21 protein-coding genes are annotated in these 26,357 nt (G+C 47.6%); 9 read left to right on the plus strand and 12 right to left on the minus strand.

Annotated features, from left to right (window positions below):
* Nucleotides 1–23: 23 nt before the first annotated feature.
* A complete protein-coding gene (locus S7335_RS15155) occupies nucleotides 24–1,637 on the plus strand; it encodes an Hsp70 family protein (protein ID WP_006453529.1) in 1,614 nt (537 codons plus the stop codon).
* 236 nt (nucleotides 1,638–1,873) lie between these two features.
* On the plus strand, nucleotides 1,874–3,811 hold the full coding sequence (speA, locus tag S7335_RS15160; RefSeq protein WP_227500065.1) for a biosynthetic arginine decarboxylase: 1,938 nt from the start codon (nucleotides 1,874–1,876) through the stop codon (nucleotides 3,809–3,811).
* A gap of 58 nt (nucleotides 3,812–3,869) precedes the next feature.
* On the opposite strand, the gene S7335_RS15165 is transcribed toward speA, so the two are convergent.
* Nucleotides 3,870–4,874 carry a DMT family transporter gene (locus S7335_RS15165; RefSeq protein WP_006456931.1) on the minus strand — a complete coding sequence of 335 codons (1,005 nt, stop codon included), beginning with the start codon at nucleotides 4,872–4,874 and terminating at the stop codon, nucleotides 3,870–3,872.
* Between the two features lie 250 nt (nucleotides 4,875–5,124).
* Here S7335_RS15165 and S7335_RS15170 point away from each other — a divergent pair, with 250 nt between their 5' ends.
* Together S7335_RS15170 and S7335_RS15175 are read left to right on the plus strand one after the other, a co-directional pair.
* The gene (locus S7335_RS15170) at nucleotides 5,125–6,240 is read left to right on the plus strand and encodes a glucokinase (protein ID WP_006453558.1); all 1,116 of its coding nucleotides are present in this window, start codon (nucleotides 5,125–5,127) and stop codon (nucleotides 6,238–6,240) included.
* A gap of 117 nt (nucleotides 6,241–6,357) precedes the next feature.
* Nucleotides 6,358–7,569, plus strand: a complete 1,212-nt coding sequence (locus tag S7335_RS15175) for a sodium:proton antiporter (protein WP_006455592.1) — start codon at nucleotides 6,358–6,360, stop codon at nucleotides 7,567–7,569.
* Between the two features lie 31 nt (nucleotides 7,570–7,600).
* On the opposite strand, the gene S7335_RS15180 is transcribed toward S7335_RS15175, so the two are convergent.
* Together S7335_RS15180 and S7335_RS15185 are read right to left on the minus strand one after the other, a co-directional pair.
* A complete protein-coding gene (locus S7335_RS15180; protein ID WP_157620273.1) occupies nucleotides 7,601–8,425 on the minus strand; it encodes a cysteine dioxygenase family protein in 825 nt (274 codons plus the stop codon).
* A gap of 77 nt (nucleotides 8,426–8,502) precedes the next feature.
* On the minus strand, nucleotides 8,503–9,627 hold the full coding sequence (locus tag S7335_RS15185) for a RimK family alpha-L-glutamate ligase (protein ID WP_050765904.1): 1,125 nt from the start codon (nucleotides 9,625–9,627) through the stop codon (nucleotides 8,503–8,505).
* Nucleotides 9,628–9,929: 302 nt separating this feature from the next.
* Between S7335_RS15185 and S7335_RS15190 the strand changes: the two genes are divergently transcribed.
* Nucleotides 9,930–11,681, plus strand: coding sequence for an NAD(P)H-dependent oxidoreductase (locus S7335_RS15190; protein WP_006455461.1), 1,752 nt, complete (start codon nucleotides 9,930–9,932; stop codon nucleotides 11,679–11,681).
* Between the two features lie 84 nt (nucleotides 11,682–11,765).
* Here S7335_RS15190 and S7335_RS15195 read toward each other — a convergent pair whose 3' ends face one another.
* The 3 genes from S7335_RS15195 to S7335_RS15205 form a co-directional block, all read right to left on the minus strand.
* The gene (locus S7335_RS15195; protein ID WP_157620275.1) at nucleotides 11,766–12,203 is read right to left on the minus strand and encodes a hypothetical protein; all 438 of its coding nucleotides are present in this window, start codon (nucleotides 12,201–12,203) and stop codon (nucleotides 11,766–11,768) included.
* A gap of 68 nt (nucleotides 12,204–12,271) precedes the next feature.
* A complete protein-coding gene (locus S7335_RS15200) occupies nucleotides 12,272–13,738 on the minus strand; it encodes an aminotransferase class V-fold PLP-dependent enzyme (protein WP_006454033.1) in 1,467 nt (488 codons plus the stop codon).
* 216 nt (nucleotides 13,739–13,954) lie between these two features.
* On the minus strand, nucleotides 13,955–14,188 hold the full coding sequence (locus S7335_RS15205; RefSeq protein WP_038016327.1) for a hypothetical protein: 234 nt from the start codon (nucleotides 14,186–14,188) through the stop codon (nucleotides 13,955–13,957).
* A gap of 457 nt (nucleotides 14,189–14,645) precedes the next feature.
* Between S7335_RS15205 and S7335_RS15210 the strand changes: the two genes are divergently transcribed.
* Nucleotides 14,646–15,374 (plus strand): response regulator transcription factor, encoded by a 729-nt coding sequence (locus tag S7335_RS15210; RefSeq protein WP_006454300.1) that lies wholly within the window; start codon nucleotides 14,646–14,648, stop codon nucleotides 15,372–15,374.
* 104 nt (nucleotides 15,375–15,478) lie between these two features.
* Here S7335_RS15210 and S7335_RS15215 read toward each other — a convergent pair whose 3' ends face one another.
* The gene (locus S7335_RS15215) at nucleotides 15,479–16,051 is read right to left on the minus strand and encodes a YbjN domain-containing protein (protein WP_227500008.1); all 573 of its coding nucleotides are present in this window, start codon (nucleotides 16,049–16,051) and stop codon (nucleotides 15,479–15,481) included.
* Between the two features lie 469 nt (nucleotides 16,052–16,520).
* Here S7335_RS15215 and S7335_RS15220 point away from each other — a divergent pair, with 469 nt between their 5' ends.
* Nucleotides 16,521–18,530, plus strand: coding sequence for a mechanosensitive ion channel domain-containing protein (locus S7335_RS15220; protein WP_227500009.1), 2,010 nt, complete (start codon nucleotides 16,521–16,523; stop codon nucleotides 18,528–18,530).
* Nucleotides 18,531–18,640: 110 nt separating this feature from the next.
* On the opposite strand, the gene S7335_RS15225 is transcribed toward S7335_RS15220, so the two are convergent.
* From S7335_RS15225 to S7335_RS15235, 3 genes are all read right to left on the minus strand, one after another.
* Nucleotides 18,641–19,648: a folate-binding protein YgfZ gene (locus S7335_RS15225; protein ID WP_038016330.1), complete on the minus strand. Its 1,008-nt coding sequence runs from the start codon at nucleotides 19,646–19,648 to the stop codon at nucleotides 18,641–18,643.
* Nucleotides 19,649–19,753: 105 nt separating this feature from the next.
* Nucleotides 19,754–21,226, minus strand: coding sequence for a cytochrome P450 (locus S7335_RS15230; RefSeq protein WP_006456673.1), 1,473 nt, complete (start codon nucleotides 21,224–21,226; stop codon nucleotides 19,754–19,756).
* Nucleotides 21,227–21,276: 50 nt separating this feature from the next.
* On the minus strand, nucleotides 21,277–21,849 hold the full coding sequence (locus S7335_RS15235; RefSeq protein WP_227500010.1) for a pentapeptide repeat-containing protein: 573 nt from the start codon (nucleotides 21,847–21,849) through the stop codon (nucleotides 21,277–21,279).
* A gap of 116 nt (nucleotides 21,850–21,965) precedes the next feature.
* Between S7335_RS15235 and S7335_RS15240 the strand changes: the two genes are divergently transcribed.
* Nucleotides 21,966–22,658: a rhomboid family intramembrane serine protease gene (locus S7335_RS15240; protein WP_227500011.1), complete on the plus strand. Its 693-nt coding sequence runs from the start codon at nucleotides 21,966–21,968 to the stop codon at nucleotides 22,656–22,658.
* 94 nt (nucleotides 22,659–22,752) lie between these two features.
* Nucleotides 22,753–23,451 carry a hypothetical protein gene (locus S7335_RS26065; RefSeq protein WP_006456360.1) on the plus strand — a complete coding sequence of 233 codons (699 nt, stop codon included), beginning with the start codon at nucleotides 22,753–22,755 and terminating at the stop codon, nucleotides 23,449–23,451.
* A gap of 274 nt (nucleotides 23,452–23,725) precedes the next feature.
* Here the strand turns inward: S7335_RS26065 and S7335_RS15250 are convergent, their stop codons facing one another.
* Both S7335_RS15250 and S7335_RS15255 read right to left on the minus strand, forming a co-directional pair.
* Nucleotides 23,726–24,175 carry an anti-sigma regulatory factor gene (locus tag S7335_RS15250; protein ID WP_006457222.1) on the minus strand — a complete coding sequence of 150 codons (450 nt, stop codon included), beginning with the start codon at nucleotides 24,173–24,175 and terminating at the stop codon, nucleotides 23,726–23,728.
* On the minus strand, nucleotides 24,169–25,971 hold the full coding sequence (locus tag S7335_RS15255) for a SpoIIE family protein phosphatase (protein ID WP_038016333.1): 1,803 nt from the start codon (nucleotides 25,969–25,971) through the stop codon (nucleotides 24,169–24,171). The genes S7335_RS15250 and S7335_RS15255 overlap by 7 nt, the downstream gene beginning before the upstream one ends.
* Between the last annotated feature and the right edge of the window lie 386 nt (nucleotides 25,972–26,357).

Below are 26,357 nucleotides of genomic sequence, written 5' to 3' on the forward strand. Positions count from 1 at the left end.
CTTTTGTTGAGTGTTTTTTGATCATGTACGCCATTGATTTTGGGACGACTAATACCGTCATCGCTCGCTGGAATGCAGAAAACCAGTCGCCTGAAACGATGGTGCTGCCAGGTCTATCAATACAGCAGCAAGGCAATCCGCCGCTGGTACCTAGCCTGCTATATATAGCGCAAGCGGCGATGGCACTAGAGGAAGTAAAACTAATTGCAGGAAAAGCAGTGCGCGATCGCGGCCTAGACCTATCTAGCGACCCTCGTTTTTTCCGCAATTTCAAACGCGGTATCGGCACACCCGTTCAAGGCTTTATTCCCGAAATAGACGGATACATCCTTTCTTTTGAAACAATAGGTAGCTGGTTTTTGCGCAGCGTCATCGAATCGCTAAGGCAACAAGATCCCAGTTTTGATTCAGTCATATTTACGGTTCCTGTAGACAGCTTTGAGTCTTACCGAAACTGGCTAGGTAGCGTGTGTCAGTCACTAGAGATCGATCAAGTTAGATTAATTGACGAGCCTACCGCGGCTGCGCTGGGTTATCAGATCAGCCCTGCGCAGCGAACGCTGCTTGTCATCGATTTTGGCGGTGGCACGCTAGATCTTTCACTCATTCAGCCGACCTTCTCAAATGAAAAGCCTACAGGCTTTTTCCTAAAGTGGGGGAATCAATCGCGATCGCCTCAGCCCGCAAACCAGACAGCTCCTAAAACAGTCCGCGTACTTGCAAAGGCTGGGGAAAACTTGGGCGGTGCGGATATTGATCGGTGGCTAGCAGAACACTTTGCAAATACCCAATCGCTGCCGCTGACTCCGTTGACACTGCGACTAGTTGAGAAGCTGAAGATCGCGCTCTCTTCTAGTCAGACAGCTGAGGAAGCTTACTTTGATGAGGAAACCTTAGAAAGTTACGAACTGTCGCTAACATGTGATCGCCTAGAAGATATTCTGAGTAAAAAAGGCTTTTTCGAACGGCTAGATACTCGGTTAGATCAGGTTTTCCAGCAGGCTCAAAGACAAAATCTAAGCGCAGATGATGTCGATGCCGTGCTGCTAGTAGGCGGGAGTGCTCAAATTCCAGCGGTTCAATCTTGGGCCGCAGGGCACTTTGGAGTAGAGAAAATCAAAGGCGACCGTCCGTTCGAGGCGGTTGCTCAAGGTGCTCTCAGGCTGCAAACGATTGAACTTGAGGACTTCTTACATCACAGTTATGGCATTCGCTACTGGGACCGCCGTCAGAATACTCATAGCTGGCACCCGATTATTCAGCGTGGTCAGCCCTACCCTACAACTGAGCCAATCGAGTTTTTCTTAGGGGCCTCTAGTGAAAAGCAGCCCAGTATCGAACTCATTCTAGGTGAGCTGGGTGACTCGGCTCCTCTGCGTACAGAGGTGTATTTTGAGGGCAATCAGCTCGTTACTCGCCAAACGACCGTAGAGGGGAAAACCCCTGAAGTACAAGCGCTGAACGATACTGGGAGCGGGCGGAAAATTGCAGAGCTAACACCACCTGGTTTTCCAGGAAGCGATCGCATCAGAGTGTTGTTCAATGTTGATACCGAACGGTTTTTGCGAATGACCGTAGAAGACTTGCTGACCAGCGAAACCCTGTTAGACGATCAAGTCGTCGTTCAGCTCAGCTAACTATCGTCGCCGGGCGAAAATCCTCTTTACACCAAGATTGCTTGATCTCTGGGTGCCCTTTATTCGCAAAGGCGGGATACCATATTCGACAACCACCGTCAAAAAAGTTCGAGGGAGAGTCCGTTTCTGTGAGCCTAACCTATACCTCTGGCATTAATTCGAATGCTAACCCTGACGCCGAATCGAACCCTAGTCGCCAAGTTGATGAGCAAGTTAATGAGCCAGTTGATAAGCAAATTGGCGAAGCGCATCAAGCAGCATCCACAGCTCGGTGGACTATTGAAGATAGTGAAGAGCTCTATCGAATCAGAGGATGGGGCGAGCCATACTTTTCAATCAACGCCAGAGGCAACATTACCGTATCTCCAAGGGGCGATCGTGGTGGCTCTTTGGATCTTAAGCAGCTGATTGAAGGACTGAAGCAAAGAGACTTTCAACTCCCTGTGCTGATCCGGTTTTCAGAGATCTTAGAAGATCGGCTAGAGCGAATCAACGCTTGCTTTGCCAAAGCGATCGCCCGTTACAGCTATGAGGGGGTTTATCAGGGCGTTTTCCCGGTTAAATGCAATCAACAGCGGCATATTGTTGAAGATCTCGTTCGTTTTGGCAAGGCGTTTCAGTTTGGCCTAGAAGCTGGAACCAAACCCGAGCTGATGATTGCGCTGGCCAGCTTAAATACGCCGGGGGCACTGATTATCTGTAATGGCTATAAAGACGAATCCTACATTGAAACGGCTATGCTCGGCCAGCGGCTGGGGCAAAAGCCAATCATTGTATTAGAGCAGGTAGAAGAGGTGGCAGTGGCGATCGCTACTGCAAAGCGCCTTGGCATTCAGCCTAATCTAGGCGTACGCGCCAAACTTGCCGCCAAAGGATCAGGGCGTTGGGGCACGAGCGCAGGTGATCGTGCCAAATTTGGCTTAACCATACCTGAAATTATCACCGTGGTTGAAAAGCTAAAAGCAGCCGACATGCTAGATAGCTTGCAGCTTTTACACTTTCATATTGGCTCTCAGGTAAATGCGATTAGCGTCATCAAAGACGCGATGCGTGAAGCCTGTCAAATCTATGTAGAGCTTGTTAGCTTAGGTGCTCCCATGGGCTATCTCGATGTGGGTGGCGGTTTGGGCGTAGACTACGACGGCTCTAAAACCAGTTCTCAGGGCTCGAAGAATTACAGTATCCAGAACTATGCAAACGACGTGGTGGCTCATGTGAAGGATGCTTGTGTCGCTAGAGAACTGCCGATGCCGACCCTGGTAAGTGAAAGTGGACGGGCGATCGCCTCACATCAGTCCGTGCTCATATTCGATGTTCTAGGCACCAGCGAGGCCATTCCCGAAGACCCCGCTCCTTATCAAGACGGTGAACATAACCTCATTCGCGAACTTTGGGATGTGTACACCACCGTCAATGCTGACAACTATCAAGAAGCGTTCAATGATGCGGTTCAATTCAAAAAAGAAGCCGCTAGTTTGTTCAATCTCAACTATCTGCATCTAGCCGAACGTGCCCGCGTTGAAAGACTGTACTGGGGCTGTTGTAAAAAAGTGGCTGCGCTGCTCTACCAACAAGATTATGTTCCAGAAGAGCTAGAACATCTTGAGAAAAGCATGGCCTCTATCTACTATCTAAATCTCTCTCTTTTCAAAGCCGCCCTAGATTCATGGGCTATCGGTCAGCTCTTTCCTATCTTACCGATTCACCGGCTCAACGAAGAACCGACAAAACACGCCACTCTAGCCGATCTCACCTGCGACAGCGATGGCAAGATCGATCGCTTCATCAGCCAAAAAGGAATCAAAGAAATTCTAGAACTTCACCCAGTCAGGACCGATGAACCCTACTATCTCGGGATGTTCCTAGTCGGCGCATACCAAGAAACCCTAGGCAACCTTCATAACCTGTTTGGCAATATCAACACTGTTCACATCCATCTAGCCTCAAAGGCTAAGACTCAGCAGGGCTACACCATCGAGCATGTCGTACGCGGCAGCACCACTAACGAAGTTCTTCGACAGGTGCAATATAACCCTAAAGACATGATCGAACAGATTCGCCGTCGCTCTGAACAGGCGCTCAGTCAAGGTCAAATTACTATAGAAGAAGCTCGCAAACTAATGGACAACTACAAAGCAGGAATGGAACGCTATACCTATCTCAGTGAATCTTGAAGACTCACTAAGTATCAAATCTGGATAGTATCAAATGTAGATAAATTCGTGATAGCCCTTAAGGAGCTGAGGCTACGTCTTCAGAAGCTTGTGACCTCATCTCTAGCTTAGAAGTAGTGTCTCTTTTGTTACCAAAGCTAGCAACCATCACCCCTATGATAACGACTACTAGGGTTATAGTCTGAATGGTAGAAGGACGTTCCCCGTTGAGGAGAAAGGCATAGGTAACTCCAAATACGGGAGAAAGTACTGTCAACCTACCAATCGTTCTAGAATCAAGATTGTTGGTAGAGGCATACCAAAGAAACTGAGCGCAGACAATTACGACTAGCGCATACACTGCCATGAGTACCCATAAGCTGCCGCTAAAAGCGTCGGCAAAGTGCATAGGTCCGAAAAGCTTCATGGCAATGAAGAAGAAAATAATCGAAGAGATAAAATTGCGAGAAAAGACGACTAAGCGCAGCGAGGCGGCTCTAGCAATCATGACATGGTTAATCAGTGCAGAGACGGCAAAGACAATTGTAGAAAGTAGAATGAGCGCGTCACCTCGATTGAGATCAAAGCCATTGGTCGCAAGTATAATTGCGACTACCCCACCTGCTATCAATGAAAAACCCAGCCACTCTAATCGCTGAATTGACTTGCCGAGCGCGATCGCCCCAGCTAGAGCAAACAAAACAGGGCCAAGTCGTCCTAACAGAACAGCATTCGTAACAGATGTCTCTCTAAGCCCCAGAAAGATCAAAGCAGAGAGCAGTGTTGCTAAACAGCCATTGATCAACAAACCAACAATCACTTTTGTCTCTGTACGCTTGAGATCTTCTACAATACTACCAAACCCAAACCAAAACCCAACTACGAGGGCCGCGCAGAAGTTACCAATAAAAAGCACATTACAGAATGAGATTGGATGAGCCACACCCCCTAACTCAGCACCGCCTGCAATCAGTAGAGAAATCAACGCAGGTCGAGAAGCCGATAGGGCTCTTGAAGCCACTAGCATGAGCTGTAGGCTCGAACGGCTTTTCGGAGGGCTTGGACTAGCTAGTTTTTCGCTCATATTGTTTGGCTAAGTTTGGCTAGAGGCGCAGTAGCAAATGACTCAACTGCAAAGTGTAGCGAACTTTGTAGCAGCGAGGATGAGATAGCGCTGATAGTCCGCTCAAAAGTTCTACAATCGTAACGTGACTAGAACGGCTATGTAGCCTGCGCTGCAAAGCTGCTACTCAGATCTCTCCTTATTTTCTCAGGGAGAGTTAATCGAGACTTGATAGCGTCGAATTGAACCTCTTAAACTCTTCTTTAGACCTATGCCAATACTTCTAGCAGGTGACGTTGGTGGTACCAAAACGATTCTACGCCTCGTAGAATTCTCGCCTCCTATCAAGCTTCAGTCCCAGTCTTTACCCGTTGACGCGCTCTACGAGAAAACCTACGTCAGCGCTAGCTTTTCGGATCTGCACCTCATGGTAGAAGAATTCCTTGTAGAAGCTGGCACACAACTAGGAAGTGCTCCCTCTATCAAAGTTGCCTGCTTTGGCATTGCGGGTCCAGTCGTCGAGCGGCGTTCCGAGCTGACTAATTTAGGATGGTCACTTAATGCAGACCTGTTAGAAACAAAATTAAACATCCCAACCGTTGCGCTACTCAATGACTTTGAGGCAAATGGCTATGGTGTGCTAGGTCTAGAGCCATCAGAGCTATCGACACTACAGACAGCAGTGCCTCACCCCAAATATCCAATCGCAGTCATCGGTGCCGGAACCGGATTGGGCGAAGGGTTTCTAATTCCAGAGAACGGCTGCTACGAGGTGTTTCCAGGGGAAGGCGGTCACGCGGATTTCGCCCCTCAAACCTCAGAGGAGTATGGACTATGCCAATATCTTCAAAAGCGCGATCGCCTATCACATGTATCAATTGAGCGAGTAGTCTCTGGCATTGGAATTGTGTCTATCTATCAGTATTTGCGCGACGAAGTGAAGCTAGCACCTGAATCAGAGGAAGTTTCAGCAGCTTTTGATGCTTGGAGGAAAGGCAAAGAGACTCATACTCATCCCCAGAGCCCAGCTGCAGCTATCTCTAAACATGCGATGCTCTCACAGGATGTCTCCACTAACACAGGTGAAGATAACACAGACAAAAAAGATATTCTCTGTGAACGAGCGCTAGAAATGTTTGTTCAGCTATACGGCTCGGAAGCAGGGAATCTAGCACTGAAGATTCTACCCTATGGTGGGCTGTATATCACAGGCGGAATTGCGGCGAAGATTTTACCGCTAATGAAAAAAGGAGATTTCTTAGAGGCTTTTTTGAACAAAGGACGGGTGAGTACACTATTGAAGAAGGTGCCTATTCATGTCGTGCTCAATCCTAAAGTAGGATTAATTGGGGCGGCACTCTACGCAGCCCGCTTAGGATCGATGTAGGCTTGCTTCTAGAGTCTGGCAAGGAAAGCCATTCATCTATTCTTCATTCCTCTATTTTTGTTGATCTGACAGCCAACGCTGGAGGTATCGCTTGTCAACTTACAAAGGGTGCTCTATATGCTGACACCGCCGGTGATTCTAGTCGTTTTGTTGGCGATCGCCACCTACGCGCTCATCTCTAGGAAACTTGCGAGTTCCATCCTTTCTCTGCCGATGGTGTTCACAGGATTTGGCCTATTACTAGGTCAGATCGGCGCACAGATAGTCTCGATGGAAACCGGTCGTCAGGAAGTTCATCTGATCACTGAAATTACCCTGATACTGGTTTTGTTCGCTGATGCATCACGGGTAAACCTAGCATCGTTAAGAAGTAGCATTGCCATTCCTGAGCGCATGCTATTAATTGGCATGCCGCTATCTATTTTGTTTGGCACGATTATTGCTAGATGGGTATCCCCCGATCAACCTTGGGCACTTGCCTTTCTACTCTCAGCTATCCTCACGCCGACCGACGCAGCCTTAGGACAAAGCGTGGTGACCAGCCCAGCCGTACCCAAACGGATTAGTCAGAGCATCAACGTTGAAAGTGGGCTCAATGACGGGATAGCGCTGCCAATTGTGCTGATTGCGGCAATTATGTCCGCTGCTACTAGCGGAGCCCAAGGTGAAGGAGTACCTGAAAATATTGCTTTGTTTACCTGCTTGCAGCTCATTTTAGGGCCAGTAGCTGGAATTGTTGTCGGCTATCTTTCAGCAAAGCTACTAGATCTGGCGGTGAGCCGTAAAACAGTGACAATGGCCGAACAAGGACTCTATTTCCTAGCAACTGCCTTTATCGCTTACTACAGCGCTGAACTAATTGGCGGGAATGGTTTTATTGCGGCTTTTGTAGGCGGACTCACATTTGGCAATACGCTACCCGCACCGCCTATGTTCATTAATGAGTTTATGGAGAGTGAAGGCCAACTCCTGACCATGCTGACTTTTTTAGTCTTTGGCTCTCTTCTAGCACCGATTGGGTTGACGCATGCTAGCTGGCGAACGCTGACACTGGCTATCTCATTTTTGAGCGTCGTTCGAGTGGCTGCTATCTGGCTAGCGCTGATCGGAATGAAGCTTAGTAGCTATGAGAAACTATTTCTGGGATGGTTTGGTCCTAGAGGACTGGCGTCTATTTTGTTTGTCCTACTGGTGCTAGAAGAATTTCCCATTCCAGGTGAGGATGAACTGATTGCCTGTGTTGTTTTAACTGTGCTTTTTAGCATTGTGCTGCACGGCGTTAGCGCTGTACCTTTGTCCAACCTGTTTTCGAGAAAGAGTGCTAGATAGGAATAGCGATGACTCGATAGAAGACTATAGGCTATGCACTGATCGCATTTATTTCTGTAGAGAGTACCGCTAATTTGCGAGCTAGGAACTGTCGCTGCCGGCGTGTTGTCTCGGGTGCCTCGATAATGCGGATAATGCGATCGCGCATTAAGCGGTGCTGCATCATAGTTGTTTCCAAATGAGCACTAAGTCCACAAAGGCGGCAGTTAATTTGATCTTCTGGCAAGCAAAAGAACACGCCTCCATCCGTGTGCTGAATGGTCTGCTCAAATAAATCAAAGACTTTGGCATTTCCTGTAATGTTTTGGGCGTTCTCTAGACGACCATAAACGTGGAGACTCAAAAACGCCTGGTCGCTAGCATTTCCCATCTGATGGATGAGGCTGTGGTTGACTTCTCGAACCATACCAGGGGAATAGGGAGCGACTTCCGGCTGACTCAGCCTCCTACCCTCAGAGTACCCTACCGCTAGTCGAATATCCTCTGCCTCCCCAGAATTAGTCTCTAACCGATAGATCAAATGCTCTGCTGCGCCAAAGCATTGAACAGCTCCCCATTCTGTCGCTCCGTGATCATGAATAGCGCTGAAATCACCTGGAACCCAGCTCATCACCATGATCTCGAAGTGGCCACCGTGGAACACTAGCCGACGTCCGTAGCTATCGGCAGCTGGGTGATCAAAATCCGCCCAAGGTAGCAAATCTTCTGTGGAAATGTTGGCGTCTAGAACAATTGCTTTAATCTGTGCTGGTGTAAGCAGGGATGCTTCTTGTAGTTGGCGAATCAGCCTTTGTAGCCTCATAGGATAGACATCAATCGTAGTAGTCGGTGAAGGCGAGAGAATTGCGATAGTCATAGTTATAGTGATGATTCGGTGGATAGCTGAAGGGAGGAACAAGCAATAGATAGAAAAGTAACAGGTGGATAAGTAACCTATGCAAACTGGAGGTTGTCTTGGCAGTTTCGCTGAGGCGCGGCTGTCGTGAGTAAGGGGCGCTGTGAGAATGCCTTTAACCAATCTGTCAAGCGCTTCATCACAGGCTCACCGGTCAGTAGCTCTAGGCGTGCGAAGCCGCCGATATTACCTGCATTAATTTCGCTAATTCGCCAGGTACCCTCGTCGTCCATCAAAAAGTCATAGCCTAACGTGTGCAGTCCTAGCGCCTGATAGCGGCCGACGGTATGGCGAATGGCAGCGATTTCATCTTCTGTAATCTCAGCCAGTGTGCATTCGCCATCTCGGCTGACGTTGTTGACCCAGTGACCGCTCTTTGAGCGGCGTAAGTAGCTGCCATAGATTTCACCATCTACAACAACAACTCGCTTGTCTCCCTCGTCTGTCCGATGCAAATATCGACAGAACTGGAGCGGCTCTATTTGCCCCTGTTGGAGAAAGCTCATGACGTGAGCGAATGTCGGGAATCGATGGGTTCCACTAAGCACGTTATCAACATAAAACACGCCTGCTTGGTACCAGATTTTGAAGACGCCGCGCCCGCCGCAGCTATTGGACTGCTTGGCAACAATAGTTTTATGCTGCTCGAAGAAGGCGATCGCTTGGTCATACTTATCAGTAGCGATGGCATCTGGAATGTAGCCTTCAGCCGTCTCTAACAAAAACTCAGCTCTCATCTGCGTCTGCTTACCCGTTGGGCTGTTGACAAACCGAGTGTACTTTTCCCATTCGGTCAAACGGCTTAAATAACTGGGCGGAAAAGGCTTGAGCGTACGGCAAAAAACCAGGTCAACATCGGCTAGCGCTATTGGTCTAGCAGGCTCGTTTCCTATCGATAGAAAGTCAGGGTAGGTCAGCGCGCCAGCAACTGAGATCGCCGGAATATACGGGTGCTCTATGGGTAATGATTCAAAGCTGTCTTTTGAAGGCATTTCACGTCCACCCTCAGAAAGGACTTCAGAAATTGCCGTGGAAGTCACTCTAGGTGAAGGTAGATGGTAAAAAGACACGCTTTCATCTTGTGAGAGCCTTTGGTAGAAGGTGGGCACATCCAGCGGTGGACTGCCATAACGAGTAGGATCACATATGCTCAGTAGTTTCATTAGTCGTTTCACAAGCGCTAGCGCAGGGTAGTGTAAGGCTCTAGATTGCTATCTCTAGCTTCTACAAGACACCACCAACATGAGGATTCTGGTACAAAAGGCTTAGAGAACACCTAAAGAATTCGAAGAACGCCCTAAACTAACTCTTTTTATCTGCTGGTCGCTGTGTAATCAGCAAATTCTCATACAACGGTGAGTTGCGCTTGGTAGCGTTGATACGACTTCATCAAGCGCATCATCAAACATCTGTTGGATAGCCGCTAAATAGCTAAGTCAATGGTTATAGCTGCGCCGCGAACACAATGACTTACCCAAGCGTTCTTTTTATTAACTGCACCCTAAAACAATCTCCCGAAGTGAGCAACACGGATGCTTTGTGGCGATGTGTTGCTCACTTCTATTGTCAGCAGGGTTGTCAGATAAGATCGCTTAGAACCGCAGATCTACAGATTCTCTCAGGAACCACCTTAGATGAGGGTACAGGCGATGATTTTCCCCAGGTTTTATCGCAGATTCAGCAAGCAGATATCTTAATTCTCGGAACGCCACTGATATGGGGAAATAGAACCTCAGAATGTCAGCGATTGATTGAGCGCCTTTATGGAACGCTTTCAGCTCAGGTAGATGCCGCGACAGGACAACCCATCTTGTATGGCAAGGTTTTTGGTTTGGTAGCAGTCGGCGATCAAGACAGCTGTGGACAAGGCGGCGCGATCGCTCACACCTGTCAGGATTTTAGTCGGCTAGGATGCATTCATCCACCCCACAATTGGGTTACTTGGTTTCGACCCATAGACACCGAAGCAGACTTTATTGAAGCTGAGGGAAAGCACGCTGTCTCTGTAAATAAAGCGGCCAAAGTGCTAGTAGAAAACTCTATTGCCCTTTTAGAAATGCTGCGAAACGAGCCACTATCAACCAACCTGCATGCAGCTACCCAAACTGCGAAAAAGCTATCTCAAGCTGCAACAGTTGAGACTGGCACCTTTATTCTACCCAAGACAATCACCACTAAAGATTCGCCAAGCCAAAACGAAATCAGCTACCGCCATGTGACTAAGCGCATCTGGACAGTTATGCAAGCAGGCGCGCAGCGTGGATTCAAGTTTAAAGTTGTTAGCTTAGAAGATAGAACATTTCTAGCCGAACGAGCAGGAAAAGGATTTATCTACAAGATATATCCAGGTCACTTTTCCTTTCGCATTCGATATCAAGATTACGATGCTGAACAGCTAAAGTCTCACAAACTGTCGCTCCTTGCTCAGCAAGGACTAGCGGTTCCTATCTCCTACGGGACGTTCAAATCGGCGGTAGATATTCCAGATGACTTACCTTCTCCTATCGTTGCTAAACCAGAGTCTGGATCGCTCAGCCAAAATGTATTTCCTAATCTAAAAACACCTGAACAGCTTCAGCAAGCAGCAGCGACCATTGAAGCCAGTGGCGATGTGATTAAGCTAGAGTCTCATATTTCAGGTCGTGATTACCGCGTGCTGGTGATCAACCATCAGTATGCAGGCTGCGTAGAAAGACGACCTGCGAACGTTGTGGGCGATGGTCGGCGAACAATTCGCGAGCTATTTCACTTACGTAATCAAGAGCCAGGCAGAGGCGATCGCTACGAGACGCATACTACAATTCACAAGCTAGTATTTGATCGTACTAGCCGCCAGCGACTAGAGTCAGCTGGCTATTCACTTGAGACAGTGCTCCTAGAAGGTGAAGTGTTCTACTTACAGGAGAAGATTACGGCTTCTACAGGATCAGACTACATAGACTGCAGTGATCAACTGCATAAAAGCATTGCCGAAGACTGTGTTGCCTTCTCTCATCGGTTCAAGACATTAACGCTAGGTTTTGATGTGATTACAACAGATATCACTCGTCCGCTAACTGAGGTAGGGGGTGCTTTCAACGAATACAACTTCCTACCGTACGTAGATCTCCATGAAAACTGCAATATTGGTAAGAAGAGATCCGTTTGCGCTTTGATCTGGGACTATGTGGAAGCCAATGCGGATCGGATCGTAACGGAGCGGTTTGATCCTTTCTAGGTCTTTTCTAGGTCTACTTATTGCGACTAAACAGCCCACTTACTGGAGTAGAGTGCATTGCGATCACGTCGCGGATTTGCACATTCATAGTACTATCCCTTTTTGAGCATCTTCAGAATATATGTGAAAGGTCAGCCCGGCTTCTAAACATCTAACGCTATGAATCCAGTTATCATAGCGTCCAGCCTGACCGGAAAACCAAGTCGTATCAGCAGGTAAGAATGTTTGTGTATCCTCCAACTGTAGTTTGCTTTGCGAAGTACAAGAGAAGGTATCTATCTCAAAAACGCCACTGACAACATGATAGAACGAAAAGGCAGGGTGCCCGTGAATGCGCGTTTTGACTTGTTTGTCCCAGCATAAAATCAAAGCCTCAAACCGCTGATCGCAGCTATTGCAATCTTCTAGGGCTTCTTTGGCAATACAGTTGCGAGTGTAGGTATTTGGACGAAAGGGAAGATGATGCAAGCTTGGAAAGGACCTGCCTTTCATTTGGCACTGTAGCCAGGAACCAAGACTCATATTGTCTTTTGTTTTATCCCTATAGCATAGGAGCTGATGAAAAAGAAAGTCTAGATCAAGCGTGTCCATCAGCACATCTCCTGCTCTAACCGCCGGGCGATCGCTACTAAAGCCTCGAAAAAACGCTCGATGTCCTCAGAGCGGGTTTGATTGTTGCAAATGACCAAACGAAAAACCGTTTTGCCTTCTACTTGAGCGTAGTTCACCATCGCAGTTCCGGTTTCCCACAGCGCCTGTCGCACTTTCAGCGTCAGCTCATCGGCCTGCTGTTTGTTCTGAGGTAGATACCGAAAGCATAGGTTCACCGACTGTCTCGAAGACACTAGCTCCAGCGAAGGATGCTTATCGATGATAGTTTCTGCTCGCTGAGCCAGCTCAAAGTAGCTGTCGATTAGCCTTTCCCAGCCGCGATCGCCTAGGTGCCGCCAGGCTAGCCAAAGCTTGAGTGCATCCACACGCCGACCGCAGTGCATAGTTGCAGGGCCAAAGTCTGTTGGTAGTTCTTCTATGGGCAATTCTGTTGATGATGTTGATGATTCTGTAGGCACTTCCCCAGCAGAGACTTCATCGTGGAATAGATAGTCGGTGCCTGCAGTAGAGAAAGTCCTTAACATTTGACCACGCTGCTTGACCAACAGCAAAGAACACATCAGCGTCATCCCCATCATTTTGTGTGCGTCCCACACCAGAGAGTCTGCTTGGTTTGCCCCAGCCATTAGCTGTCGATGAGTAGCGCTCAGCGATACGCTAGCACCCCAAGCTCCATCGATATGAAACCACAGGTTTTCCTGGTGGGCGATCGCGCTAATCTCTTCAAACGGATCGAAGGCACCTCTTACAGTTGTTCCAGCAGTTCCGGCAACAAAGAAAGGAATAGAGCCTTGTACACGCGCTCTATCTACTAGCTCAGATAATGCCTCCGGCTTCATTCTGCCATCGCTGTCTACAGGAACTTTCCATAGCTGCTCTGTTCCTAATCCCAATATATGAGCAGCTTTATCAAAAGAATAGTGCGCCTCTCTAGAGACAAAAGCAACTAGTTTGGGGCCGCTGGTCATACCGTCCTGCTTAACAGTCGGTAGAACATGATGGCGAGCGATCGCCATCGCCATCAAATTTCCGTTACTCCCTCCGGTTGTAAACTGCCCATCGGCACTCTTAAACCCTAAGATGCCAGACATCTTAGTAACTAGCGCCTGCTCGATTAAAGTAGCAGCCGGCGCCACCTCGTAGGTATACATCGAGGTATTTGTCGCACTCGCAAGCATATCACCCATGAAACAGGCTGAGTTGAAACCGCCCCACAGCTGATTAAAATAGCTAGGATGAGCTGTCTTCAGCGCGTTATTCAAATAGCTAGTAATCTCCGTTCGCAGTTCTTCTACAGGTTTACCCTCATTTGGTAAATCCAAAGAAAGTTGAGATTTCAAAACGTTAGGATCTATTGGTTTAGTAAGCAGACTCGACGAATTAGCTGTCGAAAAGAAATTTTCAAGCTGCTGCAACAAGTTGTAGTATTTGGAGGCTTTGAACATAATCGACAAGTAGATTAGGGGTCATGCCGACTATAGCAATGTACAAGGATGATTCCCTTGAACTACCTTGTAACTACGCAGTGAAATCTAGAGATAGCGGTCCTTGTACGTAGCTTTCTGATAATCATTCGAGATAAAAACAAAGAGGCCAACGCTAAGAATCGACCCCCTTTGAATTAGTAATGCTGTGTCGGAATGAAATTTCCAACCGCTCATCTAGTGATGATGGCCGTGACCATGACCATGACCAAAACCGAAGAATTTCTTCTTTTTGTACTTAAAGAAGTTTTTCTCACCTGTCTCTTCAGCAGGTTCGGCGTTATCTTCACTCGCAGCGTGATTACCGCCTGCTACTTGATCTAGTTGCTCCGGTGAGAGCTGCTCAGACGGATCTCGACCTGCCGAAGTCTGCTCTTCGAAGGCTGATTCATTTTCTTTCTTTATACTCATCGCTAAACCTATTGAGTGCAACAGTTCTAACAAAAACAAGTCTAAGTTGATTTGTTGTTTTCATTGATCCAACAATAGCTGACTGTTCAAACCAAAAACTGAACGAACAGTGAGAATTCTACACATGGAAGCTTAAGCCATGAATCTCTAGGGTTCCATCCCTGGCCCTTGTGCGAAATACCAGCCGCGGTTTGCCCTACGGGTTCATATCATTAATTCTCTCTTTACGTCTCTTTTCTCATATCCATAGCCTATGTTTACATAGCAAGTTACTTACAATATTGGCGACAGGCAGGCGCTCATAGTAACCGAACCTGATCAAAAGTTAAGTATGTAAGCTGGCCAATCGATCAGCATTTATCTCGCCTGAAAGTCGGCTGTAAAGACTCATCCGCTCACAGGTTTGTTGTTAGCCCTAATTTCTCTACCATCGGATAGAAACTTTCTGGGGCATAACATGTCGTCTGACCGAATCAACTGGCGATTACTAGTATCAGATTCAGCTCAGTCGTTAGCACATGATTCAGATAATTCAACGCACTCACCGACATTCCTAGTTGTAGACGATCATGATGCGGTCATGCAGTGTCTGATCTCGATGTTAAGAGCGTCTTATCCAAAAGCAACGCTCATAGCTGCTCAGGATCAGAAAACGGCGGTCGCAAAAGTCAGACAGCATCGGATTGATTTGGCAATTTTGGATTTAGAACTGCCAGAACAGCTTGGCGAAACTGCTCGCTGTAAAACTGGCGTTAGCCTAGTAAGAACAGCAATGAAGACAGAACATGCTACGAGTATCTTAGTGCTAGGCGAAAGTATCAAGCCTTTGGTCCGCATGAAGGCAGAGATCTATCAGTACAAGGCTGGATTTGCAGCTGCGAGTAAATCTAAGCCGGTAGGGGATGTCTTAAAGCTAGCAGAACTCGCTTTAAGCGGCTCGATCTACCTACCACAAGATGTGCGATCACGCCCTCAAGTCAATGAGAAGTGGGTAGCTGTCCTTCGGCTCAAGTATCAAGAAGGGCTTTCAGATAAGGCGATCGCTCATCAGTTGGGAGTAAGTGCTAGAACTGTTCGTAGCTACTGGCTCTGTATTCAAGATGTACTAAATGTACATGATGATCCAGATAAAGACTTGCGCGTTCAGATAGAAAAAGCAGCTAGGCAACAGGGATTAATCGACTAGCCAAAGCCGATTAGAGTGAAGTGAGATAGAACAGGCAACCGGGATGAAACACTGTTCTATCTCTTTAAATGTATATTCTGTGACTTATTTTATGTTTTGTAATTTTATATTCTTATGGTTTCTACTTCGCTTGACCCCGGCTGATGAAGCTCTTGTCTAGAAGATTCACTACCAGGACCAAAGCCTAAGCCGCCGCTAGAGTAAGTTGTACCGAAGGTGTCTGCAAGAGTCGCTACTTGACTAATCGCCGAGCGTAAATAGTCTTCCTCAAGCGACCTTAGCGGATGCACGAATACAGAGACAAGCGTATCGTCAGAGATCGCATAGCGGGCATCTAGAGAGGTGTGAAAGTTGGCAAGTAGAATGTTTTGGACACTCTGAGGACTCAGCTCGCTCACCGCCACAACAGGTGCAATAATTCGCATGCGATCACGGCTGGCATCGGCTAGCACCACGACCGGGCGATCGCCAACTGTAAGTTGCCACTGTCCATTAGCGCCCTGCACTTCGCTATCGGTTTCTCTTAAAACAGTAGCTAGGCGCTCAAGCGTCATATCTCCAGTCGAGGTAGAAGATGGGGACTGAGCTTGAATCACTGAGTGACTCGGCGCAGGCTGAAGCACGGGTAGTTCTGGCTCGGCTCGGAGCGTAGGTGAATAGGCCACAGTTGCAATCACAATAGCAAAGCTGCTAGAGAATTTTATTCTTCCGATTGACCGCTTTGTCAGCATGTTAGGCATAGTTCTTCCACGTTTAGGAACGAGTTATTAGGAGTTTGAGCAGTCGCAGTAAGCAAAGCTCTGGTGTTTCGCCTCTTCTTTCGCCTCTAAGTATTAGTGCCGTGGCCAGCAAAAAGATGATAAAGCCATAAGCATTGACTTAGAAAGTATCTGTGAATAAGAGAAATCTTTAGGATGCTTTATCGTTTTCTCACCGGCCTTTCCGATTATTCTCATCCCTTTTCTGAAAGCAACTCACAGCAATAGCGCTAAAATCGAATGCATCTTCTAAGGAAAACTGCTATTGATGCTGCGTGTAGAACTGCCTATCAAGAAGCTGTTTCTTCGTCTGGATAGGCGCTCTAGCCCAATAAGACGGTTAAAGACTTGCTTGATCATCGTTCTTTTCTTGTTGTTTAGCCAGGGCATGCTGCTACAACCTGGACTTGGTCAATCTACTACTCAGTCGGTCGAGATGCCCGCTGCTGACATCGTTGTTGATGGCCGTGTGCTATTTCGCCTAGGCAGTATTCCTGGCTTTACAGCTCAAAGACGCGCTGAGAGCGTTAACAGTGACTTACAAATGGCGCTGCAGACCACTCCTTTCGATCGGCGCATCCGCATCAGTGTGGTCGAACGCCATCAGCTAAGTACTATCCGAGTGAACAACGCTCATCTGCTAACTGTGACTGAGGGCGATTTCAGGATGGGCGTTACCCGCCAAGAACAGGCCAGAGATTGGGCAAACCAATTACGCTCGGCGCTAGCTCAGGCACAGCAAGAGCGCTCTTCTAGCTATGCTCGCGCGGTCGTCTGGCAAATCGCAGTGGCCTTTATAGGTGGACTTACTCTATATGTCTTGGTACGCAAGCTACGTAGACGGCTGTGGCGCTGGGCCAAACGTTCAAAGCAAGCAGCTTACAAACAACGGTGGATTCAGTCTGGTTTGGCCTGTTTGCAAGGCGCTATCGTGTTGTCATTTTTGGTGTATGTGTGCGAATTGCTGCCTATGGCTCGCACCGCTCGGTACAATACGATTCATTTTTTAAAAAATGTCTTCAATAGCAGCCTACTAACTACTGGTAACCAGGACTATTCACTGATCGACATCACCAAACTAATCGTGCTCGTAGTGATGTTGTGGATTGCTGTGCGCGGACTGATTGCGATTGTGAAGGTGCGCTTTTTGCAGACGACAATCGCTGAACGCGGCGTACAAGATGCGATCGCTACAGTCATGCAGTTTGCGCTCATGGGATTAGGGCTGTTTATTCTGCTGCAGGCATGGGGAATTGATCTTAGCGCTTTGGCTATTTTCGCCAGTGTGCTGGGCGTAGGTTTAGGGTTTGGCCTACAAGATATTGTCAACAATTTCATTAGCGGCTGGATTCTATTGATTGAACGTCCCGTGCAGGTAGGCGACTTGATTGACGTGGGCGGTATATTCGGCAGCATAGAAAGAATTGGCATCCGCAGTACGGAGTTACAGACGGTAGATGGCTTCTCTATCATCATGCCAAACAACGAGCTAGTGCAAAACAGAGTTGTTAATTGGAGCCACGGACAACCAGTTTCTCGAATCCACCTACCGCTATCTGTTGCCTATGGCTCGGTGATTGAACATGTTCATAGGGCGACATTAGAAGCGGCCCGTGCTCACTCTGAAGTACTGCGCTATCCTCGACCTCAGCTAAGGTTTACAGAGTTTGGAGAGAGTTCACTTAACTTTAGTTTGTTGTTATGGATACGCGATCCAAGAGATCAGTTCGATGTCAAAAGTGATGTTTATTACCTTTTAGAGGCTAACTTTAGGCGCTACCAAATCAAAGTTCCATTTCCCCAGCGCGATCTTAATCTACGAATCTCTAAGGAAGCTTCTTTATCTACCCTTCAGCTGCAAGATCTAGCCGATACCGCACAGAGACAATCTTCGGAAAAGCTAGACACGGTAGGCTTAGACACGGCAGGCACTAAGCCAGCAGGTATAGCTGTACATTTACCAGATCAACTATCAGAGCAAACATCGAAAGAAGATCTGGTCAAACCTTCAATAGAGCAAACATTACAACAAACCAACTCAATACCTAAGCCAGGCACTTTCCCAGCCGATATCATAGCAAAAGTTACTAAGTATTCCGCTATCTTGAAGGGCCATAAAGGCGTTGCCACAACAGAAGTTGATCGGCTAGTTGAACAGATGCTAGGACCTAATGGATTGAACATTAGCGATCGCAGGTTTCGGCTAACGCATTATCGTCAGTGTTTCGTAGGCAGCGAAGCGGTTACCTGGATTGTCAGAACGCAAAAGGCTACCCGTAAAGAAGCTGTCAGGCTAGGTCAACTGTTAGTCGAGCGAGGTGTTTTTCACCACGTGAAAGATGAACACAGCTTTAAAGACGAGTACTTGTTCTATCGCTTTTATAAAGACGAAGTATAGGTTCGTCAGACGCGTGAGGCCACTGGTCTTAGCGCACCTTCAACAGACCAACGGTTATACCTTGTTCTTCTCGATAGTTTCTTATCATCGGACCTATCGAAGTCGCCAACTCAACTAGCTGATTGATCGTTCTGGTAGTACTCATGCTGAATGAAGGGAACTGGCATCACTTTAGCCTTCGCGCCCGCTATTTCTACATCTAGTCCCTCACCGCCTGCTTTGGTTCGGATATAGCCTAAGCCAAAGAAACCAGCTTCGGTGTTAGTCAAGCTGGTAAGTTTACCCACTATTTTCCCATCTAATGCAATGTCTGAACCTTCTAGAACAGAGCGGTCAATCGCTAGACCCCACAGTCTTTTTTTGACGCCTTTGTAAGTGTTAAGACGAGCAATTGTTTCTTGACCAATGTAGCAGCCCTTTTCAAAAGAGACACTGTGCCAAAGCCCTGCTTCTAAAGGATTGTCATCATCGGTAAGTTCCTTATGAGGCGTTGGACGTCCCTGTTGAATACGCAAACTTTCCCACTCTGCTTGTGTTCCAACGGTGATGCCTGTAGATAGAATTGCCTGCTGCGTAGCGTCTGCTTTTTCAATAGGACCCCAGAGCGTATATCCTGGGATTGCTAGCTCAACGTCACAGGCCATGCGAATATCATCTGGTGTGCTAGATTCTTGCGTACCAGAGTCTCCTGAGCTAGCCTGCTGTAGGTTGTCGTCAGCGATCGCTTGGTGAGTAAAGGCGCGTTTACCCACTAAGCTAGGTGCACCTAGTGTACGCGCTAACTCATCGCAGCCTTCCCCAACTACGGTAAATAAGAAAGTTTGGCTACTTTCATCTACTAGCGTCACTTTATCTGAAAAGAAAATATATTTATCCATCCAGTCATACAGCTTTTTTTCCATGCCTGGAGACACTATCACCAGTAGAGAATCCTCAAAAGCATAGACCGTAGATAGATCGATTGTCCGTCCAGTTGAGGTTACAAACACAGTATGACAGCCTTCATTGGCCGAAAGCTGTTCAATACTGTTTGTAGTTTGATTGTGCAAAAATCTCACTCGGTCTGCACCCGTGAGTCGGATCTGGCCCCAATGACTGCGATCAAATAATGTAGCCATGGCTATGAAGTTCACCTACTTTGTTCTAACTCGTTCTACCTGTTTTCCACCTCAGGGTCCATCTATCTAAGTGGTCTTCTAAGTTATTGTGGTCTTCTAGGTTATCTATTGACGAGTTCCTGTCACGACCATACGCACGCCTCTTTCTGGCGCTAGAGTCACTCCTCTGCGAACAGGTTTCTCAGGGCGCTCGTCTGCCAGCTCAAACTGATAGTTTGCCACCATCGTAGCCACAGCAAGTTTCATTTCGTACTGCGCCAGTGCTTCCCCCACACAGCGCCTAGACCCGGCTCCAAAAGGAATGAATTCGTAGGGAGAAAACTTTCGCTCTAGAAAACGCTCTGGTCGAAATGCCTTTGGGTCAGGGTAGAGATCTTCTCGCTGGTGAGTCAAAAATATACAGCCTAAGAAAGTGGTTCCTTTGGGGAAAGAATAGCCCACAATGTTAACTGGCGCTTCCGCTGTCCGCGGGAAGGTAAACATCGCTACCGGAGAGCGTCTCAAGGTCTCTTTGCATACAGCGCTTAGGTAGGGAAGCTGGGCGATCGCCATCGGATCAGCCTTTGGGCCCAGTCCAGCTAGCTCAGCTAGCAGCTTCTCTTTTACCGCTGGTAGCTGGTGAATCCAATACATTGCCCAGGCCATCGCCGTTGCTGTGGTTTCATGCCCAGCGAACAGCAGCGCCATCAGCTCATCTCGAAGCTCTTGCTCGCTCAACGCTTCGCCATCTTCGGTGCGACTAGCCATCAGCATTGAGAGAATATCACTACGCTTACTATTGGCGCTACCACCGTCTTTTTTAATTTCAGCAGCGCGATCGCGGATCTCTGCGTAGACCAGGTTATCTATTCTTTGTCGCTTACGCAAAAACTTTCCCCACGGACTCCACGGCCCTAGGTCCTTTTGTAGCCAGGTGAAGAACAATAATGCGGCCGATGCTGGCGAACCGACGCTATCGACTGTTTCGCATAGCGTCTCCATGATTTCCTTCGAACGCGGACCGTCTGTAAAGCCAAAAACGATCTGAGAGATAACCTGTAATGAGATTTTCTGAGTAAGGGTGCGAATAGATAAAGGTTGATACTTTGGTTGTGCTTCAAGCAATTCTTTGGTGAGATCGCAGATCAGCTGCCCATATACTGTCAGCCTCTCCCCATGAAAAGCCGGCGTCATCAGCTGTCGTCTAACCTTATGCTGCTCTCCGCTAAGCATAATTACCGACTGAGTACCTAGAAAAGGCGAAAGAATTCGATTGAAATCTCCCGGGGCACTAAACGTGGTGCGATCGCGTGTCAAGATATACTGCATCGCCTCTGGGTGCGAGGTGATCACCGTTGGCCCAGCACCAAAGCCCAGCGTGTCTTCTTCAAAAAAGTCAGGAGTATCTACCTTGGTTCGCTCTAGATAGCTCACCGGGTCTAACACCCACTCCAACCGTCGAAATAGCGAAAAGCCACGCGCTGTTCTGAGCTGATTTTCAGTCGAAACTGGCTGGCTATCTGGCCGGCTGGCTGGCTGGTTGGCTGATTGGCTGATTGACTGTGAAGTGATCGCACCCGACTTAGACAACTTAGGCATAGGTTCTTGTTCTACTCACTCGTTCTACTCAATGGTTAGCTACTTCTATGCTAATCACAATCTCTATTTTCTTCATCGCCATCTGGCATAGTCGTATGACAGAAAATCGCTCGGCTGCGGTTTACTGCTCGCAAATTAGCGCCCGTTAGGTCTGCATCTGTAAAGTTAGCAACACCCACCACTGCCGCTGTCATTTCGGTATTGATCAGCTTGGCACCCACAAAATTAGCATCTTCTAAATTGGCTTGGGTCAGATTTGCTCCGCTCAGGTCTGCACCTTTTAGCACTGCGTCTTTAAGCTGAGCGCCATTCATCTGTGCACCTGCCAAACTGGCATTAGTTAGATTAGTACCAATCAGCTCAGAAAGCATGAGGTTGGTCTCACTGAGATCTGCGCCTGTTAGATTCGCACCCGTTAAAGAAGCGACTTTTAGATTGGCATGGTTGAGCTGAGCGCCAACCAAATCGGCCTCGTTCAAAATGCAGACCGGGCACTCATTATCGTTCATCAGCATGTCAACATCTTCTTGCAAATAGGCCCAGCTCGGCGCCGCAAATCCTAACAGTCCTATCAAGCCAATAGAGATTGCTACCAACAAAGCTGCCACTTTATTCATCTTCATGCCGTTTTCCATAATCTCATCCGGGTGGTCGATCTAGTGTTTTGTAGATCTGGCAAAACCTGCCTATACCGGTTTACATTGTCCCACAACCCTTCAGAAATATCTGGACAATCGGTGTGTTCAAATCTAGGTCGCCAGTTTTAGCTATTTATCTCGTTTTAATCGTTATCGCGTTTACCCTTTATTCTAGAGACCCAGTTTGGAGCGACAAGTTGGAGGAGCTGCGTAACAGCCTATTACTGGCCTGGTTGGTCAGCCTAGTGAACTGGGTATTAGCCGGTGGTCTTGGTCGGTTATTAGGGATTAGGCCTCGTCAAGCTGTTGGACTCCTAGGTATTGCCTTTGCGCCGCTTTTACATAGAGACATTCACCACTTGCTAGCAAACACACTGCCTTTTGTCGTGCTAGGCGGGTTAGTTCTATTGCAAGAAAGGCTTCAGGATGCTAGCAACTTCTATACTGTTACAGTCATTATCCTATTAGCAGGCGGGCTAGGCACCTGGCTATTTGGCCGAGAGGCGATCCATCTAGGCGCAAGTGGACTGATCTTTGGCTATATTGGATTCTTATTAGTGGGTAGTTATGTCGTACCGACTCTATGGACAGTTGGCCTAGCTAGTATTGTATTTGTGCTGTACGGATCGCAGCTTCGCGCAATGCTACCGGATTCCCGGGCGCTTAGCGTTTCTTGGGAAGGGCATTTGTTTGGTTTCGCCGGTGGCATCTTGGCGGGCTTACAGCCAGATCTGTTGATTAGCGTTCAGATGCGTGTACAGATGGCCATTGACAATCTATTCGGGCTATATTGATCAAAGTTATCAACAGAAACTGAAGGCAACATCAGGTGACTCATGCGCTGTGCTGGCCCATATTTACTAGCGTTTATCTGAAGGAAAGTTGCAAATGAACTCCCTACTCCAACGACTGACTTCCCAACCACTTCAATCAGGATTAACGCCTGTACGCTCTAAAGCTTCACCTTTTGCCCTGAGCGGACTATTTGCCTTGCTAATCTTAGGCGTTAGCCCTTTATCTATGAGCGCGAATGCTCAGGTATTTTCATCCCAGCGTTCGACCACAGCTCAGCCCAGCACGCGGCCAACGGCGACAGCGCAAACACCTAACCAGACTTCGCAGCAGTCCGTACTAGATACCAAGCTGAGGCGTGATGAGACCTTGTATCTCGATAAAAGAGAAGCGCACGACTATGATTTAGTGCTTAAAAACGTCTCTAGCTTAAATGGACGGCAGCTGCCGATTGGCACGTTAATCCGTGGTCGATTCGAACCTTCAGACGGCGGGCTTGTATACGTAGCCAATGCCATTGAAATTGACAACCAGATTTTTAGTATTAGCGCCCGTTCCGACTTGTTGACTGAGCGCAAAGACCCTAGGCAAACCTCAACAGGTGCGGTCTTAGGCGATGCGGCAATTGGCGCAGTTGGCGGCTATGTACTAGGTGAAGTTTTTGGCAGACCCGATATATGGGAGGTCGCTGGAGGAGCTGCAGCGGGCGTTTTAGTCGGTAGAACAACTGCACCTTCTGTGGTGGTAGTTAAGCCGGATGATGTCATCGCACTGTACGCCGACCGCACTATCTGATTGGTTTAACCTAATCGTTTTAGTTATTGGCAAACAGCAGCAGGCCTACTGCTGTTTGCCAAGCACTTAGCTCAAACAATTAGCTTTATAGGAATAGCTCTATAGGATAAGGACTGTAGCGTTTGAATATGCTTATCAGCCAAGTGCAGATTGCCATATTTAGACTGAGTCTTCTAAGCAAGAAAAGACCCACCTAATCTTCATCCGAACTCAAGGCGGGTTTGCACAGATAGTGTCCTGGAGACCAACTCTGATTCTATCTTGACCGATGCTCTTAACGGAACCTATTTCTCTTAGTAGCGGCCAGGTCTTTTTCGAGCTTCAAACAGTTGCGATCGCCACCCGCCTGAAGCTGATACTCTACGTTATCCATAATTTGATTAAGAATTAACCACCCATAGCCACCCTCTTGAAAGTCAGAAGGCGAAGGTGCTTCGTAATCATTCAACTGGAATCCCTTGCCCTGATCCCATACCTCTAGCAAAAGGTTATTTTTCTCATCTAGCTCGATGCGGATGAGTACTGGCAGCTCTGGTCGCTCGCTGTGAGCATGGCGAACAATATTAGAATAAACCTCCACCACGACTAAGCGCAGCCGCATTTTTACCTCGGTCCAGTCCACATCGTTGCGATCAATTCTTAGCCACAAAGACTCAAGCAACCAGTGCTCCACTACCTCCATAAACCGTAGATCGCTAGGGACGGTCAGCTCGGTCTTCAACATGATGTCACCTCCAGCGACAAGATAGTTTGATCGTCCTCTTGCTCACCTTCTAGAGGATGAACATACGAAAGTAAGACATCTAGGTCAAGATCAGCGGGCTGCCGCTGTAGAAACCGCCAGAGTCCTTCTTGAGCTAACATGCGTCTCCCATCGCCTTCTGTCTTAGGCACCGTTGCCTCTGTAATACCATCACTAGTTAATAGAACGATATCCCCTTCTGAAAGAGTGAGCTCGCCAGCCTCCGCTTTCCAGTTTGGCAAAATTCCCAGCGGCACTCCTCGAACACTTAAGTAGGTCGGTTCTATCGCGTTGGCTAACTCATCCTTTTCACGCTGCGCAACCAGTCTCTGGTGGGGCCAAACTAGAGGGTATACATGGCCGGCATTAGCGTACATTAGCTGACCTGTCTTTGCACTATAGCGAACCAGCGCCATAGTAATAAAGCAATTGCTGCTAATTAGATCATTCGACAGAGTGTAGTTTAAATTTCTCATTACACTATCTGGCTCAGGTGATACTTCCTGAGATAGCTCTCGACGCAATACTGAAATTGCACTCGACATAAATAGTGCTGCCGGAACGCCCTTGCCAGAGACATCGCCTACAGCTAACCAGATATCTCCTTGAGGATGAACAAATACTTCAAAAAAATCTCCGCCAACTTCTCTAGCGGGTTGGCAGCGCGCCTGAATCTTCAAACCCGGCGTCTCTGGCCAGCGCTGACTTAAAAGGTTACTTTGAATCTGTCTAGCAACCTCTAGTTCTGCCAGCATTTTCGTCGACTGACGCTGAATCTGCTGGTATAGCTTAGCATGAGAAATTGCTAGCGTTACCTGGTCAGTGATGTGGGTTAGCAGCTCTGTCGCCTCTTCTAACCACTGAAAGTTCTGCGTTTCTTTATACAGACAAACGCTTGCTAATAGAGTGTCTTTCTCTATGAAAGGAACAACTATGCAAGTAAAAACCTTTTTCTCTATTTCTAGTTTTTCGGAGAAAATATCTGTCGCTGTTTTATCACCAATCGTAGATGGAAGTTGTAGATCTTGGCTACAAGCAAGCACCCCCTTAGCAAGCACCCCCTTAGGAAGAGATGCTGCTAGCTGCTTAGAATCGGCATCGCGATAGTAGATAAACGGAGTCAGACCATCTTGCTTAAAACTGTCTTGCTCAGAACCGTCTTGTTCAAATGGGTTAGCCTCTGGTAACTCTACTCCCATATGCTCTATCTGCGCAGGTTCTGGGGTGAGTTCTATAGGATAGAGCATCGAGAAGTCCGCTGTAGCCGCCTGGCCTAGAGCGCTGACAACTGATTGTAAAGTACTACTGTAGTCGAGAGAACTACGCACAGCCGTCATGATTTTATTGCTGAGAGATTCCTGCCTAAGTGCCCTACTAAGCGCAAGAGTGCGACGTTTAACCAGCTGATAGGTTTGAGCTGCTTGAGTAACTGTTTCCTTTAGGACTTGTGGTTTCCAAGGCTTGGTGATATACTTGAAAACTTTTCCAGCGTTGATGGCTGAAACTAAGTCTTCTACGTCCGTATAGCCGGTTAGCACAATTCGGATGGTATCGGGAAAGCGCTCTACAGTATGGCTAAAGAACTCTGTGCCGTTCATCTTCGGCATTCGCTGATCAGAGATAATGACAGCCATCTCACCTTTAGCGTCTAGGATATCAAGCGCTTCAGCCCCGCTAGCAGCCTTAAAAACCTGAAACTCTCGACGAAACGTTCGATGTAGCAGATCTAGATTGTCTGGCTCGTCATCAACGACAAGCACTTTCAATTTCTCTTGCATCCTTAATATCTATCTATGAGTGCCTATTGAAGATGAGCCGAGCATACTGAGGTCGGTACGGCTTCCATGTGTCCTATGTTTTGTTTGACAGCCATAACGTGCCCGCTCAAGGATGCTTACTAGCGTACGCAATAGATGTTGGGTTCTTCTTGTCTCCTGTAGAAGAAGAGAGATCACAACTATAAAATAGCCGCTTCCCAAAAAAGTTTAATCGTCTCATAGGCTGCTCAACATGCTATCTGGTGGGACTGCTCACTAGTGTGCCTCTCTACAAGCGTAAAAATTAAGTGCAAAAATTATAAATGCAAAATTATGAGTCCGGAAAATGACTATCTTTGATTTAACCGATCGTTTGTAACAGTCGCGAGAGCCAGATAGACGCAGTA

The sequence above is a fragment of the Synechococcus sp. PCC 7335 genome, from assembly GCF_000155595.1.
Lineage (GTDB): Bacteria > Cyanobacteriota > Cyanobacteriia > Phormidesmidales > Phormidesmidaceae > Phormidesmis.